The 16,927-nt window shown below is 68.4% G+C and carries 16 protein-coding genes; 7 read left to right on the top strand and 9 right to left on the bottom strand.

Annotation, left to right across the window (positions count from 1 at the left end; all coding sequences use genetic code 11):
* The first annotated feature begins 119 nt into the window (after window positions 1–119).
* Both MTBSS4_RS03805 and MTBSS4_RS03800 read left to right on the top strand, forming a co-directional pair.
* On the top strand, window positions 120–326 hold the full coding sequence (locus MTBSS4_RS03805; protein ID WP_173982068.1) for a hypothetical protein: 207 nt from the start codon (window positions 120–122) through the stop codon (window positions 324–326).
* 10 nt (window positions 327–336) lie between these two features.
* The gene (locus tag MTBSS4_RS03800) at window positions 337–594 is read left to right on the top strand and encodes a hypothetical protein (protein WP_254432368.1); all 258 of its coding nucleotides are present in this window, start codon (window positions 337–339) and stop codon (window positions 592–594) included.
* A gap of 6 nt (window positions 595–600) precedes the next feature.
* On the opposite strand, the gene MTBSS4_RS03795 is transcribed toward MTBSS4_RS03800, so the two are convergent.
* Both MTBSS4_RS03795 and MTBSS4_RS03790 read right to left on the bottom strand, forming a co-directional pair.
* The gene (locus MTBSS4_RS03795) at window positions 601–1,050 is read right to left on the bottom strand and encodes a type II toxin-antitoxin system RatA family toxin (RefSeq protein ID WP_173982067.1); all 450 of its coding nucleotides are present in this window, start codon (window positions 1,048–1,050) and stop codon (window positions 601–603) included.
* A 5-nt stretch (window positions 1,051–1,055) separates the two neighbouring features.
* Window positions 1,056–1,853: a hypothetical protein gene (locus tag MTBSS4_RS03790; protein ID WP_173982066.1), complete on the bottom strand. Its 798-nt coding sequence runs from the start codon at window positions 1,851–1,853 to the stop codon at window positions 1,056–1,058.
* A 110-nt stretch (window positions 1,854–1,963) separates the two neighbouring features.
* Between MTBSS4_RS03790 and MTBSS4_RS03785 the strand changes: the two genes are divergently transcribed.
* A complete protein-coding gene (locus MTBSS4_RS03785; protein ID WP_173982065.1) occupies window positions 1,964–3,424 on the top strand; it encodes a M48 family metalloprotease in 1,461 nt (486 codons plus the stop codon).
* Here MTBSS4_RS03785 and addB read toward each other — a convergent pair whose 3' ends face one another.
* Window positions 3,425–6,343, bottom strand: a complete 2,919-nt coding sequence (gene addB, locus MTBSS4_RS03780) for a double-strand break repair protein AddB (protein ID WP_254432367.1) — start codon at window positions 6,341–6,343, stop codon at window positions 3,425–3,427. It abuts the gene before it with no gap.
* A 109-nt stretch (window positions 6,344–6,452) separates the two neighbouring features.
* Here addB and MTBSS4_RS03775 point away from each other — a divergent pair, with 109 nt between their 5' ends.
* The 4 genes from MTBSS4_RS03775 (at window position 6,453) to dnaJ (ending at window position 10,551) form a co-directional block, all read left to right on the top strand.
* Window positions 6,453–6,758 (top strand): hypothetical protein, encoded by a 306-nt coding sequence (locus MTBSS4_RS03775; protein ID WP_173982063.1) that lies wholly within the window; start codon window positions 6,453–6,455, stop codon window positions 6,756–6,758.
* Window positions 6,755–7,207 (top strand): hypothetical protein, encoded by a 453-nt coding sequence (locus MTBSS4_RS03770; protein ID WP_254432366.1) that lies wholly within the window; start codon window positions 6,755–6,757, stop codon window positions 7,205–7,207. Before MTBSS4_RS03775 ends, MTBSS4_RS03770 begins: the two co-directional genes overlap by 4 nt.
* A gap of 220 nt (window positions 7,208–7,427) precedes the next feature.
* Window positions 7,428–9,350, top strand: coding sequence for a molecular chaperone DnaK (gene dnaK, locus MTBSS4_RS03765; RefSeq protein WP_173982062.1), 1,923 nt, complete (start codon window positions 7,428–7,430; stop codon window positions 9,348–9,350).
* 64 nt (window positions 9,351–9,414) lie between these two features.
* Window positions 9,415–10,551 (top strand): molecular chaperone DnaJ, encoded by a 1,137-nt coding sequence (gene dnaJ, locus MTBSS4_RS03760; protein ID WP_173982061.1) that lies wholly within the window; start codon window positions 9,415–9,417, stop codon window positions 10,549–10,551.
* Window positions 10,552–10,569: 18 nt separating this feature from the next.
* Here dnaJ and MTBSS4_RS03755 read toward each other — a convergent pair whose 3' ends face one another.
* From MTBSS4_RS03755 to trpB, 6 genes are all read right to left on the bottom strand, one after another.
* Window positions 10,570–12,066, bottom strand: a complete 1,497-nt coding sequence (locus MTBSS4_RS03755; RefSeq protein WP_173982060.1) for a bacteriohemerythrin — start codon at window positions 12,064–12,066, stop codon at window positions 10,570–10,572.
* Between the two features lie 86 nt (window positions 12,067–12,152).
* Window positions 12,153–13,457 (bottom strand): folylpolyglutamate synthase/dihydrofolate synthase family protein, encoded by a 1,305-nt coding sequence (locus tag MTBSS4_RS03750; protein ID WP_173982059.1) that lies wholly within the window; start codon window positions 13,455–13,457, stop codon window positions 12,153–12,155.
* Complete coding sequence (accD, locus tag MTBSS4_RS03745) at window positions 13,454–14,380, bottom strand: acetyl-CoA carboxylase, carboxyltransferase subunit beta (protein ID WP_173982058.1); 927 nt, start codon at window positions 14,378–14,380, stop codon at window positions 13,454–13,456. Before accD ends, MTBSS4_RS03750 begins: the two co-directional genes overlap by 4 nt.
* Window positions 14,381–14,448: 68 nt before the next feature.
* On the bottom strand, window positions 14,449–14,823 hold the full coding sequence (locus MTBSS4_RS03740) for a GxxExxY protein (protein WP_173982057.1): 375 nt from the start codon (window positions 14,821–14,823) through the stop codon (window positions 14,449–14,451).
* A 28-nt stretch (window positions 14,824–14,851) separates the two neighbouring features.
* Window positions 14,852–15,658, bottom strand: coding sequence for a tryptophan synthase subunit alpha (gene trpA / locus MTBSS4_RS03735; protein ID WP_173982056.1), 807 nt, complete (start codon window positions 15,656–15,658; stop codon window positions 14,852–14,854).
* Window positions 15,658–16,881: a tryptophan synthase subunit beta gene (gene trpB, locus MTBSS4_RS03730; RefSeq protein ID WP_173982055.1), complete on the bottom strand. Its 1,224-nt coding sequence runs from the start codon at window positions 16,879–16,881 to the stop codon at window positions 15,658–15,660. Before trpB ends, trpA begins: the two co-directional genes overlap by 1 nt.
* Window positions 16,882–16,927 lie beyond the last annotated feature (46 nt).

The following is a 16,927-nucleotide window of genomic DNA, read 5'->3' as shown; positions in this document are numbered from 1 at the left end:
TCATATTGTTGACGATCCCAATTATTTGATTGTGGCGCGGACTCCCGACGACATACCATCGACCAGGACGGCACCCCCCTTCGGAAGGGTGTGGGCCTCGGACGGGGTGGGAGGATGTCATGGATGCCGCGACTCTCGAAATGGTGTTGACCGCCTATGACGAGACCTATCAGGATGCCAGGGGCGGGGGCCATTCCGAGGCCGTCGCCCATGCCGAGGGATTGACCGCCGCCGCCATGCTGCTGGCGGCGGTGACCGGGACCGAGGATGCCGCCGCCCGCGCCGAAATCGACAGGATCGACGTCAAGGCGCGGCTTGCCGCCTGATGGGGAGCCCATGTCCGCTGAAGACAGTACGGCCTTGATCGAGGCTCTGACCGAGGAACGCAAGCGGCTGGACGCCCAGCTGGACGACGCGCTTCATACCTTCGCCGAATACGAGGAGGGAATGAATGTCCGCTGGCAGACCGCCGACGGCGCCGCCCGCCAGGACCTGATGGCCGAACGCGGCCGCGTCGAGGAGGAACTGGGCATCGTCGCCATCGTGCTTCGCCTCGACGAGATTCGCGAGCAACTGGAACGGCTTCGCGGATAGGCCGCGTCAGCGTCCGCATGCCGCCCGGACGCGGTCCTTGAAATTCTGCACCACCCGGCGCTCCATCTCGGGCAGCGACAGCCGGGCCAGCGAATGCAGCAGGCCGGAGCGCAGCTCCATCCGGTAATCGGCCCGCACCCGGCAGCCGCCGGTTTCGATGGTCTCGAACACCCAGGTCAGGCGAAAATGCCGGAACGGCCCATCCCGCGAGGTGATGTCGAGCCGGTGCGGCGGATCGAATTCGGCGGCCGAGCGGAAACGGGCCTGAACCGGTCCGGCTCCGAACAGGTTGTCCACCTCCAGCAGGTTGCCGTCGCGACGGCGGATGCGGGCCAGCCGGCACCAGGGGATGAAGCGGGGATAGGATTCCACGTCCGCCGCCAGGGCGAACAGCTGCGTCTGGTCGTGGTGGGGAAAGTCCACCACCCAGCCGCCGGCGAGGGCCGATGCGGACATCTGGCTCAGACTCCGTCCAGGCGGCGGAGGAAAAGCTCCAGCGCGTCGACGGCATCGGCGCCCCAGCGGGCGCGGACGCCGCCGGGGTCCCGGCGCAACGAGGCCTCCAGGTCGGCGAACAGGGCGCGCATCAACGCCGAGAAGCCGCTTTCCCCCAGCCGGAAATGTTCGTCCGAGGCACCGCGCCGCACCGGGGTCAACTGGCCGTTGACCATGTCCATGAACCAGTCGCGCCGCCGCTGGAAGCTGGAGAAATAGTGGGCCACCACCACCAGCACGTCGTTGACCACCGCCCTGGTTTCGGGGTCGCCGTGGATGGCATCCCAGTTCCAGCCGCCCCGGTCCAGGGCGTGGCGTTCCATGATCGCCTCGCACTTATCGTGGCATTGCCGCTGCAAGGTGGGGCCGATCATCTTGTGGATGGCGAGGGTGAAGCCGGGGATGATGCGGCGCGACAGCACGCCCTCGCCGCCATCGTCGCCGGTGCGCGGCGGAAACAGGTGGGCGAAGCGGCGCATCAGCACCCGGTCGAACGGCATCCGGCGCGAGTTCTCCAGCAGGACGGTTTCGCGCCGGATGGTGCATTCGTCCCAGGCGCGCTGGTAATAGGCGTGGAAGCGGGCCTGCTCGGTCTCGACGAAGTGCCGGGCCAGGGCGCGGATGCGGGCGGCGGTGAGCGAGCCGCCGGCCTTGCCGGCCTCCACCTCCAGCCGGGTGGCGAAATGCCCGATCATGGTGGCGCCGACCGTCTCGCAGCAGCGGGGGCCGGATGCGGGGGGCCGGGAGGATGGGCCGTCGGTCATGGCGGGACGGGGTGCCTGAAGTTGCCGTGGGAGTCTGGTATAACTCCCCTTGCCCCCCGATGCGAACATCCTATCATCATCGTACGCAGGGCTTTTGTTCCGAGGTCACCATGCGCCGTCCCTCCGCTCTCGCCGCCGCCATGCTGTCCGTGTCGCTGCTGTCGTCGTGCCAGGTGGCGCCCGGCACCGGCCAGTCCAACTTCAACATCATGTCGGAGGAGGAGGAGGCCGAGATCGGGGCCGAAGCCCATCCCGAGATTCTCGGCCAGTTCGGCGGCGCCTACAATGATCCCGGAATCCAGGCCTATGTCGCCGGCCTCGGCCAGCGGCTGGTGGCGCAGTCGGAGACCCCCAAGGCCAAGTACCGCTTCACCGTCCTCAACAGCCCTGTCGTCAACGCCATGGCCCTGCCGGGCGGCTACATCTACGTCACCCGCGGCCTGATGGCGCTGGCCGACGACGAGGCCGAGCTGGCCGGCGTGATCGGCCACGAGATCGGCCACGTCACCGGCCGTCACACCGCCCAGCGCCACAGCCAGGCGGTGGCCGCCAACGTCGCGTCCGGAGTGCTGGGGGCGGCGGTCAGCATCTTCACCGGCGTCAGCGGCGTCGGCGACCTGGCCGGCATCGCCGCCCAGGCCTATGTCCAGGGCTATTCCCGCGATCAGGAGAGCGAGGCCGACACCCTGGGCATCCGCTACATGCACAAGGGCGGCTGGCATCCCGGCTACATGGCGACCTTTCTCGGCAAGCTGCGCGATCAGGCGCGGCTGGAGGCCCTGCTGGCCGGGCGTTTGCCGGACGTCATCGACGAGCATTCCATGTTCGCCAGCCATCCCCGCCTGATCGACCGGGTCCAGGAGGCCGCCGCCCTGGCCGGCAAGGACGGCTCCCACCAGGGGGCGGTCGGACGCGATCTCTATCTTTCCCGGATCGACGGCCTGCTGTACGGTGACGATCCGTCGGAAGGGGTGGTGCGCGGCCGCGTCTTTTCCCATGGCGATCTCGGCATCCGGTTCGAGGCGCCGGAGGGATACCGGCTGGTCAATGGCGCCAAGGCGGTCACCGCCCAGCATTCCGACGGATCGGCGATCCAGTTCGACATGGGGCCGGAGGCCCACGGCGACATGACCAACTATCTGCAAAGCCAATGGGCCAAGGGAGTGCGGTTGGCCGGCATCGAGGCCATCACCATCAACGGCATGCCCGCCGCCACCGGCCTTACCCGCCTGAATACCAAGAAGGGGGCGATGGACGCCCGCCTGCTGGCGGTCAGGGACGGCAAGGCGGTCTATCGCATGCTGTTCCTGACGCCGCCGCAGCTTACCGCCCGGCATGTGGAGGGGCAGCGCCGCGCCACCTACAGCCTGCGCCGCCTGACCAAGGACGAACGGACCGACATCCGTCCGCTCCGCGTCAAGGTGGTGACCGTCAAGGCCGGCGACACCGTCGAGACGCTGGCCGGGCGCATGGCCTACGACGACCGCAGGCTGGAGCGGTTCCGGGTGCTGAACGGCCTTGCCGAGGGCGAGGCGCCCGCCCCCGGCCGGAAGGTCAAGCTGGTGATGTGATCATTCCTCGCCGTCCTCGGCGCTGCTGGCCCATTCGCGCAGGCGGGCGAGGTGGAGATAATCGGAATATTTCGGCGCGTGCTCGGGGTGGGGGCGGGCGCCATAGGGGGTGGCGGGATCGTCGAATACCGCCACCAGCGCCTTCAGCCCCTCCAGCGCCTCCGAGGCGAGGCGGAACGGATCGTCGCCGGCCGAACGCTGCTCGCCACCGTCCTCGCCGCCCTTCAGCCGCCAGTACAGCAGTTCCGATGCCTCGGCCGCCCCGATGCCGCCAAAGCCGCCATGGCGGGCGATGGCGGCCTCCAGCGGCAATTGCGGCGCATAGCCGGCGGCGACCTCGCGGGCCGAGGGCGGCTGGCCGGTCTTGTAATCGATCAGGGCCAGACCGCCGTCGCGCAGCTCGTCGATGCGGTCGGCCTTGGCCACCAGGGTGAACGGGCCGGCGGGGGCGTCGATCTCCAGGGCGCCGCGACTCTCGGCATGAATGGCCTTGACGCCGGGCCGCCGCTCGCGCTCCATCGCCACCACCCAGCGGGCGATGGACTGGAAGCGCGGCCACCAGAACGCCCATTGCGCCGGCGAGGCCACGGTCTCGGCGAACGCCTCGCGGCCCAGGGCGATCAGCCGGGCCTCGGCGTCGGCCGGCAGGGCGGCGGGCCATTCCTTGGCGAAGCGTTCCAGCGCCAGATGCACCATGCTGCCGTATTCGGCGGCGCCGGGGTCGGCGTCGATGGGGTCCAGAGCCCTCAGCCCCAGGACGTGCCGGGCGTAGATGGCGTAGGGATCGCGCATCCAGGTCTCGACCTCGGTGACCGACAGGCGGCGCGGCCGGGCCTCCACCGGCGGGCGCGGCGCCGGCGGCGACGGTCGCGCCCAGGTCCGGGGGCGGTCGAGCAGGTCGTGCCAGTCCAGCCACCGGCGGGCGTTTCCGGCGAAGTGGAGGCCGGTGGCCTTCATCACCGCGTCCAGCCGCATCAGCCAGCGCGACGGCACCGTCGGCGTGCCGTCCACCCGGACCGAGCGGGTGAGCACCACGGCGGGGGCGCCGAAACCCTGGGCGAAATCGTGGGCGGCGAGGCCGATGCGGCGTTCGTGCGCCGGCAGGCCGAACGCCTCGCGCATGGGGCGGCTCATCCATGGATCGGGTTCGGGCGCCGCCGGCCAGGTCCCCTCGTTCAGGCCGCCCAGGATCAGCAGGTCGGCGTGCTGCAACCGGGCCTCCAGCGGTCCCCAGATGTGCAGGCGGGGGTGGTGGTCCCAGGCCGAGCGCGCCACCTGTCCGGCCAGCAATTCCTCGAACAGCGCCGGATAGCGGTTTCCGGGAATGCATCCCAGCGCCGGGCCGGCGGCGGCCAGGTCGGCGGCGAAGCGGGCGCCGGCCTCGCCGGCCTCGCCCCGCCACAGCCGGGCCGGGCCGGGCAGGCGGTCGTCGGCGGCCAGCCGTTCGGCGAAGTCCATGTGGGCGCGCGCCAGATCGGTCAGCGGCGCCGGATCGGCCCGCAACAGGCCGGCGAACCCGGCCGCCAGCGCGTCCAGGTCGGCCAGCAGGGCGGCGGCCCGGCCGTCGCGGGTGGCGGCCAGCAGCCCGGCCACGCCGGGGGCGGGACGGGGGCCGCGCAGAATCTCCACCTCCAGCCGGCGGATGGCGGCGCGGAACTGGGCGGCGTCGCGTCCGGCGGCGGCCAGGGGATGCTTGAGGCAGGCCAGGACGGCGTGGGGGGCGAAGTCCTCGTCCACCATGCGAACCGCCAGCCTCAGGAAGGCGCCCGGCTCGGTCAGGCCCAGCGGCCGGCCGGCGGAATCGTCGATGCGGATGCCCCAGCGTTCCAGTTCGGCCGCCACCCGCCGGGCCAGGGCGCGGTCGGGGGTGACCAGGGCGGCGGTGCGGCCGGGCTCCTCCAGCGCTTCCCGCAGCATCAGGGCGATGGCGCCGGCTTCCTGGCGCGGGCCGGGGGCGTCCAGCCGGGTGACCCCTTCCAGGGTTTCCGGCGGTAGCGGCGTCAGGTCGCGCCAGCTTTCGCAGGCGCCGGCCGGCCGCATGGCCTCGGCCAGCAGGCGGATGCGGCGGGGGCGCGGGTCGGGCCGGTCCGTCAGGGGCCGGACCGCGTCCCGCGTCGTTCCCAGTCGGGCCAGCAGCAGCTTCAGGCCGTATTGCGGGTGGGCGGGGTCGAGGCCGTTCCAGCCGGCCTCGTCCATGTCCCGATCCAGGCCGGGCAGCACCACCCGGCCGGTGGGCAGGGCCGCCACCGCCGCCAGCAGATCGGCGGTGGCCGGGCGCGAACCGGTCGAGCCGGCGGCGATCACCGGATGCTCGGGTGGCCTTGTCCGCCATGATTCGATCTGGGCGGCCATCACCTTGTCGAGGCGGTCCTCGGCCTCCAGGACGCCGCGCTCGGCCAGGATGCGGGGCCACGCCTCGGTCAGCAGCCCGAGGAAGGTCAAGGTCAGTTGCCAATGCTCGGCCAGTTCGTCGGGAACCAGCGTCGCCAGCCGGGCGAAATCCAGCCGTTCCGACCTGACCGCATCCAGCAGCCGCCCCAGTTCACCGGCCAGCCGCGCCGCCTGATCCGGCGATGGCGGGTGGGCCTCGCCCGCCGCCATGGCCAGGATCAGCCGGGTCAGGATCAGCCGGCGTTCCAGCGGCGCGATGGCCGGGGCCAGGTCCAGCGAATCGTCGCCGGCCACCAGGTCCAGTTCGTCCTCGTCCATGTCGCCCAGCGGACGCAGGCGCGGCAGCAGCAGCGGCCGCCCACCCGACAGGCGCAGGAAGGCGTCCGACAGGGCGCGGCAGGCGCGCCGCGTCGGCAGCAGCACCTCCATGGCCGCCAGGGCCAGCGGATCGTCGCCGGCCTCGGCCAGCAGGGCGGCGGCCAGGGTGTCGACGAAGGGCAGGCCCGGTGGAATGGTGAAGACGGTCAAGGATCGGTCCGTTCGTGCCTGGGGCGCATCCGATGCTATCGCGACTGGCCGGCCGGCACAATCGACCCGATCCCTTGCCAATTCGGCCCGGCTGTGGCGGTATGTCGGCATGAAGAGTTCCGCCGTCCTTTCCCTGCTTCTGATGCTGTCGCTGGCCGGCTGCGCCGCCCGCGCGGTGCCCTGGGTCAATCCCGACCTGCCCAAGGACCGCTGGGGGGCCGACTATTCCGCCTGCCGCCGGATGGCCGACCGCGATTCCGGCTGGCGCGAGGACGATTCCCAGGGCAGCCCGCTGCGCGACTACGACCGCCACAAGGCCAAGCAGCGCTTCGACGCCGTGCTGGCCGGCTGCATGATCGACCGCGGCTATGTCCAGGCCTCCCGCGCCAACGCCAAGGCCAGTTCGAAGGAATGACCCGCTTGCGCCCCGTTCTCGCCGCCATGCTGTCGCTGCTGGCCGTACCTGTCTTGGCCCAGGACCTGCCCCAAGGCCCCAAGGCCCCCCCGCCCGACCCGTTGCCGGAACCGCTGTGCGATGCCGTCCTGCCCGATTCCGGCGACTGGCTGGTGGGGCGCTGGGTGATGCCCTATGGCCGCTGGAACATCCGGCGCGAGGCGGGCGGGTTGGCCTGGACGCTGGAGCAGAAACCCGACATCAACGCCGCCCTGGGGTGGAAGGACGGCGCCCGCATCGACGGAACGGTCCAGGCGGTCAGCGCCTGCACCTTGCGTCTGGTCGCCGGCGAGGGTGACGGAACCGCCTTCGCCTTCGACGGCGTGCGGACCGAGGACGGGCGCATCTACGGCTATGCCACCAGCCGTGCCGGCCAGCGGATTCGCTGGACTCTCCGCCGGGAACGCTAGCCGATCAGGAAGATGGACGCTTCGTCGCGGGCGGGGTCTCGTCCCTTCCGGCCCATGGTCGCGTCCGCGTCGCGTATCCGGCAGTTGCGTGTTCCCACCCACGCCCTATATAAGGCCGGTGGGAGCGGAACCGCCGCTTCCGGTGACAACGCCAAGGGGGTCGGGCGGCTGCTGAAGCCATCAGGGCCGCCGGGACCCGCCGAACAGGAAAGAGGACGACATGAGCAAGGTTATCGGCATCGACCTGGGCACCACGAATTCGTGCGTCGCCGTGATGGAAGGCAAGAGCGCCAAGGTCATCGAGAACGCCGAAGGCATGCGCACCACGCCGTCGATGGTGGCCTTCGCCGAATCGGGCGAGCGTCTGGTCGGCCAGCCGGCCAAGCGCCAGGCGGTGACCAATCCCACCAGCACCCTGTTCGCCATCAAGCGCCTGATCGGGCGGCGCTTCGACGATCCCATCACCAAGAAGGACATGAACCTGGTCCCCTACCACATCGTGGCGGGCGACAACGGCGATGCCTGGGTCGAGGCCCGCGACGGCAAGTACAGCCCCAGCCAGGTCTCGGCCTTCATTCTCGGCAAGATGAAGGAAACCGCCGAATCCTATCTGGGCGAGAAGGTCACCCAGGCGGTCATCACCGTGCCGGCCTATTTCAACGACGCCCAGCGCCAGGCCACCAAGGACGCCGGCCGCATCGCCGGCCTGGAGGTGCTGCGCATCATCAACGAGCCCACCGCCGCGGCCCTGGCCTATGGCCTGGAAAAGAAGGGCGGCGGCACCGTCGTGGTCTATGACCTGGGCGGCGGCACCTTCGACGTGTCGGTGCTGGAGATCGGCGACGGCGTGTTCGAGGTGAAGTCCACCAACGGCGACACCTTCCTGGGCGGCGAGGATTTCGACGCCCGCATCATCGATTATCTGGCCGACGAGTTCAAAAAGGAGCAGGGCATCGACCTGCGCAAGGACCGTCTGGCCCTCCAGCGCCTGAAGGAAGCTGCCGAGAAGGCCAAGATCGAGCTGTCGTCGGCCATGCAGACCGAGGTCAACCTGCCGTTCATCACCGCCGATTCCTCCGGTCCCAAGCACCTCAACATCAAGCTGACCCGCGCCAAGCTGGAAGCCCTGGTCGAGGATCTGGTGGCCCGCACCGTCGAGCCCTGCAAGTCCGCGCTGAAGGACGCCGGCATCAAGGCCAGCGAGATCGACGAGGTCATCTTGGTCGGCGGCATGACCCGCATGCCCAAGATTCAGGAAGTGGTGAAGGAATTCTTCGGCCGCGAGCCCCACAAGGGCGTCAACCCCGACGAGGTGGTCGCCATCGGCGCCGCCATCCAGGGCGGCGTGCTGAAGGGCGAGGTCAAGGACGTCCTGCTGCTTGACGTCACCCCGCTTTCGCTCGGCATCGAGACCCTGGGCGGCGTCTTCACCCGCCTGATCGACCGCAACACCACCATCCCCACCCGCAAGAGCCAGGTGTTCTCCACCGCCGAGGACAACCAGACCGCCGTCACCATCCGCGTCTTCCAGGGCGAGCGCGAAATGGCCGCCGACAACAAGATCCTGGGCCAGTTCGATCTGGTGGGCATCCCGCCGGCGCCGCGCGGTGTGCCGCAGGTCGAGGTCACCTTCGACATCGACGCCAACGGCCTGGTCAACGTCTCGGCCAAGGACAAGGCCACCGGCAAGGAACAGCAGATCCGCATCCAGGCCTCGGGCGGTCTCAACGACAGCGATATCGAGCGCATGGTCAAGGAAGCCGAGGCCCACGCTGCCGACGACCGCAAGCGCAAGGAACTGGTCGAGGCCCGCAATCACGCCGACGGACTGGCCCATTCCACCGAGAAAACCCTGAAGGAGTTCGGCGACAAGGTGGCCGGCGACCTCAAGGCCGAGATCGAGCGCGACCTCGCCGCCCTCAAGACCGTGATGGAAAGCGACGATCTCGCCGGCATCAAGGCCAAGACCGACGCGCTGATGCAATCGTCCATGAAGTTGGGCGAGGCCATGTACAAGGCCCAGGAAGCCGCTGGCGGCGCCGACGCGGCGGGGGGCGGCGACAGCCACGGCGGCGGTCAGGCCGGCGACAAGGTGGTCGACGCCGACTTCGAGGAAGTCGACGGCGACAAGAAGGGCAAGTAAGCCTGTTTGTTGATCCGGGCGCCGGCGGCCCGTCGCCGCCGGCCTCATTTCGGACGCGAAGCGCATGAGCAAGCAGGACTTTTATGAACTTCTCGGCGTCGAGAAGGGCGCCACGGCCGATGAGATCAAGAAGGCCTATCGCAAGATGGCCATGCAGTATCACCCGGACCGCAACCCGGGTGACGCGGCCGCCGAACAGAAGTTCAAGGATATCACCGAAGCTTACGACGTCCTCAAGGACGAGCAGAAGCGCGCCGCCTACGACCGCTTTGGCCATGCCGCCTTCGAGCAGGGCGGCGGCAGCGGTTTTGGCGGCTTTGGCGGTGGCGGCGGCGGTTTCGCCGACATCTTCGACGAGATGTTCGGCGAGTTCATGGGCGGCCGGCGCGGTCAGGCGGCCGGGCGCGGCGCCGACCTGCGCTATAACCTGGAAATCTCGCTGGAGACCGCCTTTTCCGGGACCTCCACCACCGTCAAGGTTCCATCCTCGGCCCAGTGCGACAGCTGCAACGGCACCGGCGGCAAGGACGGCGCCCAGCCGGTGGCCTGCAACACCTGCCACGGCGCCGGCAAGGTGCGCAGCCAGCAAGGCTTCTTCACCATCGAGCGCACCTGCCCGTCCTGCCAGGGCATGGGCCGGGTCATCAAGGACCCCTGCCGCGCCTGTGGCGGGTCGGGCCGCACCCGCAAGGAAAAGACCCTGTCGGTCAATATTCCGGCCGGCGTCGAGGATGGCACCCGCATCCGTCTGGCCGGCGAGGGCGAGGCCGGCATGAGGGGGGCGCCGCCCGGCGACCTCTACATCTTCCTGTCGATCCAGCCGCACCGCATCTTCCAGCGCGACGGCGCCAACATCTTCTGCCGGGTGCCGATTCCCATGACCACGGCGGCGCTGGGCGGCGCCATCGAGGTGCCGACCATCGACGGCGCCAAGGCGCGCGTCACCATCCCCGAGGGCACCCAGAGCGGCCACCAGTTCCGCCTGCGCGCCAAGGGCATGAGCGTGCTGCGCAGCCCGGCCCGGGGCGACATGTTCATCCAGGCGGTGGTGGAGACCCCGGTCAACCTCACCAAGCGCCAGGTCGAGCTGCTGCGGGAGTTCGATACGGCCGGCGAGGGCGAGACCGCCAAGAACTCGCCGGAAAGCCACGGCTTTTTCGCCAAGGTGAAGGAGCTTTGGGAGGATCTGAAGGAAGGCTGACCGGACGGACGGCGGGAATCACGGCTTCTTGGGCTCGCGTTTGGCCAGAAAGTCGCTGAGTTCCTTCATCTTGGCCCGCCACTCCATCTCCTCCATCCGTTCCCGGGCGGCGATCTCGGGAATCTCGCGCACCTGACGGAGATAGCGGATGGTATAGGGGATGTGGGCCTCGCGCTCGGCCTCGCTGCGCCCGAGATTGGTGGCGAAGCTTTCCAGGAAGGTGGTCGATATCCGCGGGAACACCCGGTGGCAGGCCAGCACCATGAAGTCCACCCAGTCCGGTGGAAACCGGTTGAAGGCGGCCAGCAGGCCGTCGCGAAAGGCGCCCTCGCGGGCCTTCTGCTGGAAGATGCGCGGGTCCTTTTCCTGCTCGTACAGGTCGTGGCAGACGCGCCACGACCGGTTCAGCGTCGCCCACCAGTCGTTGGTGGGGTCCAGCAGCGACTTGAACACGTCGATCTCGCGGTTACCGATCTTGGGGATGTCGTAGATCATGGGGTCGGACGGCAGCAGCACGTCGCGCAGCGCCTTGGTGTTCTCCTTGACCTGAAGCACCCTGGTGCCGTCGCTCTTCTTGCTCTCCACCAGCCGCAGATCGTCCCAGGCCTGGGTCCAGCCCTGGAGGATGCTTTGCTCCAGCGGGCGGGTGACGTGTTCCCAGAAGGCGTCGGTATCCTCGGAGGCCCAGTCGAAGCTGGTCGCCAGCATGCGGATCTGGCGGCTTTCCCACAGGGTGGGGAAGATGAAGGTGTTGATGGCCTGGTGGAACTTCTCGGCGAATTCGGGCGAGGCCAGGAAAAAGGTGGGCAGTTCCAGCTTCAGGGCGGGATTGTGGCGGTGGAAGAACACCAGCACCTTGTCGACGCGGCGGCAGATGGCGGCTAGGCACAGCTTCTCGAAGCTGTCGAAGCCCTTGGCCGGCGGCGGCAATTCGGGAATGACATAGTCCAGCCGCTTCAGCAGATGGGCCAGATTGGGCGGCAGCGCGTATTCGACATCCTTGTTGCGCGCCTCCATGCGGGCCTTGCGCTCGGCCACCATCTCGGCCTCGGTGGGCGGCGGCGGCAGGCCGATCTGAAGCTCGGTCTCGCCCCGGGATGGGGGCGGCAGGGCTTTTTTGGGGATGTATGGCTTGTACTTCATGTCCTGCTTGAGAATATGGTCAAGCAGCCAGTCGTTCAGCACCTTCAGCAAGATGGCGCCGCAGGCCCTGCGGTCCTCGTCGTTGGCGCAGGCGTTGAAGCGGTCGCGCAGAACGCGGGCCCTCATGCCCAGGGCCTCGTGCAGTTTCTTGTGGGATTCGGTTTCGGGAAACTTGAGGGCGGCCATCACCGATTCCTCGCGACGGAAATGCCCCTGGGCATAGACCATCAGTTCATCGAGTACGGTGGCGACCTGCGGCCACGATTCCCGCGCCACCCATTGATCGGCGAAGTTGACCAGCTCGATCAGCTTCTTGTGGTCGGCGTCCAGTGCCGGAGCCCCGACCGACATGGCATCGCGCCAGGTAATCATCCCATCGCCTCCGTCCTTCCCGACGGTGATCTTCACTCCATATCAGGGGTGACGGCAAGTATTTACACACCTACCTTTGCCAGAGGCTATCGGTTATCGGCCAGGACCCTGCCGGCCAGATAGAGTGATCCGCAGATCAGGATTCGGGCCGGGCCGGGAAGCGTCGCGGCCAGATCCCCCACCGCCTCCTCGACCGAGGCGCTGGGACGGGCGTCCAGGCAGAAATGGCGACTGGCCGCCGCCGCCGCGTCCTCGGCGGGCAGGCTGGCGGATTCTCCCGGAATGGTGACGGTGCGCAGCGAGTGGAAGCGGGCGGCCAGCGGTTCCATGTAGCCGTCCACGTCCTTGGTGGCCAGGATGCCGAACACCCCTCCGAAGGTCTTGTCCCGCCATGACCGGCAATGCTGGGCCAGGGCCTCGGCGGCATGGGGGTTGTGGCCACCGTCCAGCCACAATTCCCAGCCCTCGGGCAGCAGGTCCACCAGCGGGCCTTCGGTCAGGCGTTGCAGCCGCCCCGGCCATTCCACCGAGCGGATGCCAAGCGCCAGGGCGCCGTCGGGAAAACCTCCGAACGGCGGCGGCGTCTCGATGCGCGACAGGCGCTCGATGGCGGCCAGGGCCAGGGCGGTGTTGCGGGCCTGGAAGCTGCCGGCCAGAACCGGGGCGGGCAGCGACCACTCAACGGTCTTGCCGCGATAGATCAGGCCGCCGTCGGGGGTGGTGCGGACGAAGAAATCGGCGCCTTCCTGGAACAGCGGCACCCCCATCTCGGTGGAGCGGGCCTCCAGCACCTTGGCGGCCTTGCGGTTCTGCCGGGCGACGACGCAGGCGATTCCCCGCTTCATGATGCCGGCCTTCTCGGCGGCGATCGCCTCGATGCGGCCGCCCAGGAACTGCTGGTGGTCCATGGCGATGGGGGTCAGTACCGTCAGCGCCGGCCGGCTGACCACGTTGGTGGCGTCCAGCCGCCCGCCCAGCCCGGTTTCCAGGATGCAAACCTCGGCCGGGGTGCGGGCGAAGGCCAGGAAGGCGGCGGCGGTGGTGATCTCGAAAAAGGTGACGGCGGCGCCGGCGTTGGCGGCCTCGACCTCCTCCAGCAACGCCAGCAATTGGTCGTCGGCCGGCAACCGGCCGGCGACGCGGATGCGTTCGTTGAACCGCACCAGATGGGGCGAGGTGTAGACATGGGCGCGCAGGCCGGCGGCCTCGAACAGTGCCCGCAGCGTGGCGACGGTGGAGCCCTTGCCGTTGGTGCCGGCCACATGGATCACCGGCGGCAGCCGGTCCTGGGGATTGCCCAGGGCGTCGAGCAGCCGCAAAACCCGGTCCAGCGACAGGTCGATGACCTTCGGATGCAGCCGGGTCAGGCGTTCCAGAACCGCGTCGATCAATCGGTCTCGACCTCGTCGGGTGTGTCGATGGGCAGGGCGATCAAATCGCCGGCCGGGGCGCGGTTCTTCAGCAGCGACAGCACCCGGATCAGGGTGGAGCGCAGGTCGCGGCGCGGCACCACCATGTCGATCATGCCGTGTTCCAGCAGGTATTCCGCCTTCTGGAAGCCTTCGGGCAGCTTTTCGCGGATGGTGCTCTCGATGACGCGGGCTCCGGCGAAGCCGATCACTGCGCCGGGCTCGGCGATGGCGATGTCGCCCAGCATGGCGAAGCTGGCCGAGACGCCGCCGGTGGTGGGGTCGGTCAGCAGCACGATATAGGGCAGCCGCTTCTCCTTGACCTTGTCCACCGCCACGGTGGTCCGGGCCATCTGCATCAGCGACAGGATGCCTTCCTGCATGCGGGCGCCGCCCGAGGCCGGCACCACGATCAGCGGCGCGTCCTGCAACACCGCCAGTTCGGCGGCGGCGACGATGCCCTCGCCCACCGCGATGCCCATGGACCCGCCCTGGAAGTCGAAATTGAAGCAGGCCGCCACCACGTTGATGCCGCCCATGCGGCCGTGCGCCACCACGATGGCGTCGTGCTCGCCGGTCTTGGACCGGGTGTCCTTCAGCCGGTCGGAATAGCGCTTCTGGTCCTTGAACCGCAGCGGATCGTCGGCAACCTTGGGCAATTCGATGCGCTGGTATTCGCCGTCGTCGAACAGCATGCCGAGCCGCTTCCTGACTGGAAGGCGCATGTGGTGGCCGCAATGCGGGCAGACGTTCAGCGCCTTGTCCAGGTCGCGGTGGAAGATCATGTGGCCGCAGCCCGGGCATTTGTGCCACAGGTTGTCGGGGACTTCCTTCTGGGCCACCAGTCCGATCAGCCGTTCCTTCAGCGAGCGGCGGGTGGCGTCAAGATTGGTCAGCCAATTCATGGCGAGATTTCCTGATCGACGGGCATATTGTTAGCCACAGATGAACACAGATGAACACAGATAAGGCGTCACAGAACCAACCTCTTGTATTCGATACGGGGCCGTCCAAAATTTAGAAGAAGTCCGGTCTTGATTCCACTGGCCTTCAGATAGTTCAGACACTGTGCGACATGTGCCGAATTCAATGTCTCAACCGATTTCAGTTCAACGACGACCTGTCCGTCCACGATCAAATCGGCGATGTAGGTGCCGATTTCGGCTCCCTTGTACATTATCCTGAACGGCTTTTCACGTTCGACGATCATTCCGGCAAGGATCAGCTCATGAGCAAGCGCCCTGTGATAGACGGCCTCCAGAAAGCCATGACCCAGTGAATTCGAGACTTCGAAGGCCGCCGCCAGAATCCGGCGGGTCAGGGGATCCTTGGCGTCGTCGCCGTTCATCTGTGTCTATCTGTGTGCATCTGTGGCCCTAATCTTGCGACCCTCGGGCATTCCGCACTCCGACGGCGAGGTCGCGCACCAGCGCCAGCGGCGCCTCGGCGGTTCCGGTCTCGGCCAGAACCTGGACGATGGCCGAGCCGACCACCACACCCTCGGCCAGCCGGGCGATCCCGGCGGCCTGGTCGGGCGTGCGGATGCCGAAGCCGACGCAGACCGGCAGGTCGGTGTGGCGGCGGATGCGGGTCACCGCCTCGCCGACGGCGGCGCCGGTGGCCGAGCCGGTGCCGGTGACGCCAGCGATGGAGACGTAGTAGACGAAGCCGGAGGCGTTGGCCAGCACCACCGGCAGGCGGGCATCGTCGCTGGTCGGTGTGGTCAGCACGATGAAGTCGATGGCGGCGGAACGCAAGAAAGGCACCAGCTCGCCGGCCTCTTCCGGCGGCAGGTCGACGACGATCATGCCGTCGATTCCGGCCAGGGCGGCGTCGCCGGCGAATTTTTCCGGCCCCCAGGCATGGATCGGGTTGTAATAGCCCATCAGGATGATGGGGGTGTCGCGGTCGGTCTTGCGGAACTCGGCCACCATCTCCAGGGTCTGTTTCAGCGAACCGCCCGCCGCCAGGGCGCGGCCGGCGGCCAGCTGGATGGCGGGGCCGTCGGCCATGGGATCGGTGAACGGCATTCCCAGCTCGATGATGTCGGCCCCGGCGGTCGGCATTCCGTTCAGCACCGCCTGGGCGGTGGCGCGGTCGGGATCGCTGGCCATGATGAAGGTGACCAGGGCGGCCCGGTTCTCGGCCTTCAGCGACTCGAATCGCCGTTTGATGCGGGACATCACACCAGCCCTCCCAGATGGATGTCGCCTAGCGCCTTGGCGATGGTGTTGACGTCCTTGTCGCCGCGACCGGACAGGTTGATCACCATCAGGTGGTCCCTGGGCAGCGCCCCGGCGATCTTGCCGGCATGGGCGATGGCGTGGCTGGATTCCAGGGCGGGAATGATGCCTTCCAGCCTTGTGCATTGCTGGAACGCCGCCACCGCCTCGTCATCGGTGACCGAGACGTATTCGACCCGTCCGGTCTCGTGCAGCCAGGAATGCTCCGGCCCGATGCCGGGATAATCCAGGCCGGCCGAGATGGAATGGGCCTCGGCGATCTGGCCGTCGGCGTCTTGCAGCAGATAGGTGCGGTTGCCGTGCAGTACGCCGGGCTTGCCGCCGGTCAGCGAGGCGGCGTGCAGCTTGTCGAGGCCGTGGCCGGCCGCCTCGACCCCGATGATGCGGACCGAGGGCTCGTCGAGGAAGGGATGGAATAGCCCCATGGCGTTGGAGCCGCCGCCGATGCAGGCCACCAGGGAATCGGGCAGGCGACCTTCGGCGGCCATCATCTGGGCGCGGACCTCCTCTCCGATCACCGATTGGAAATCACGCACCATGGCGGGATAGGGATGGGGGCCGGCCACCGTGCCGATCAGGTAATAGGTGTCGTGGACGTTGGACACCCAGTCGCGCAGCGCGTCGTTCATGGCGTCCTTCAAGGTGGCGGCGCCGCTGGTCACCGGCTTGACCTCCGCGCCCAGCAGCTTCATGCGGTAGACGTTGGGCATCTGCCGCTCGATGTCGGTCGAGCCCATGTAGATGACGCATTGCATGCCGAACAGGGCGCAGACGGTGGCGGTGGCGACGCCGTGCTGGCCGGCGCCGGTCTCGGCGATGATGCGCCGCTTGCCCATGCGCCGCGCCAGCAGGATCTGGCCGATGCAGTTGTTGATCTTGTGGGCGCCGGTATGGTTGAGGTCTTCGCGCTTCAGGAACACCTTGGCGCCGCCGAACGCCTCGGTCAGGCGCCTGGCGTGATACAGCGGATTGGGCCGGCCGACATACTGGGCCAGCAGCTCGCGGAACTCGGCCTGGAATGCCGGGTCGGCCTTGGCGTCGGCATAGGCCTGTTCCACCTGGAGAATCAGCGGCATCAGGGTCTCGGCGACGAAGCGGCCGCCAAAGATGCCGAAATGGCCGCGCTCGTCCGGTCCGGCGCGATAGGTGTTCAAGCTTTGCATCGTGTCCCGATCAGCCCCTTGGCCCGAAAGGCCGTCACTAAAGCAG

It is taken from the genome of Magnetospirillum sp. SS-4, assembly GCF_902729425.1.
Taxonomy (GTDB): domain Bacteria; phylum Pseudomonadota; class Alphaproteobacteria; order Rhodospirillales; family Magnetospirillaceae; genus Phaeospirillum.
Note: the sequence above shows the minus strand (reverse complement) of the source record. Positions and strands in the feature narration are given on the sequence as shown.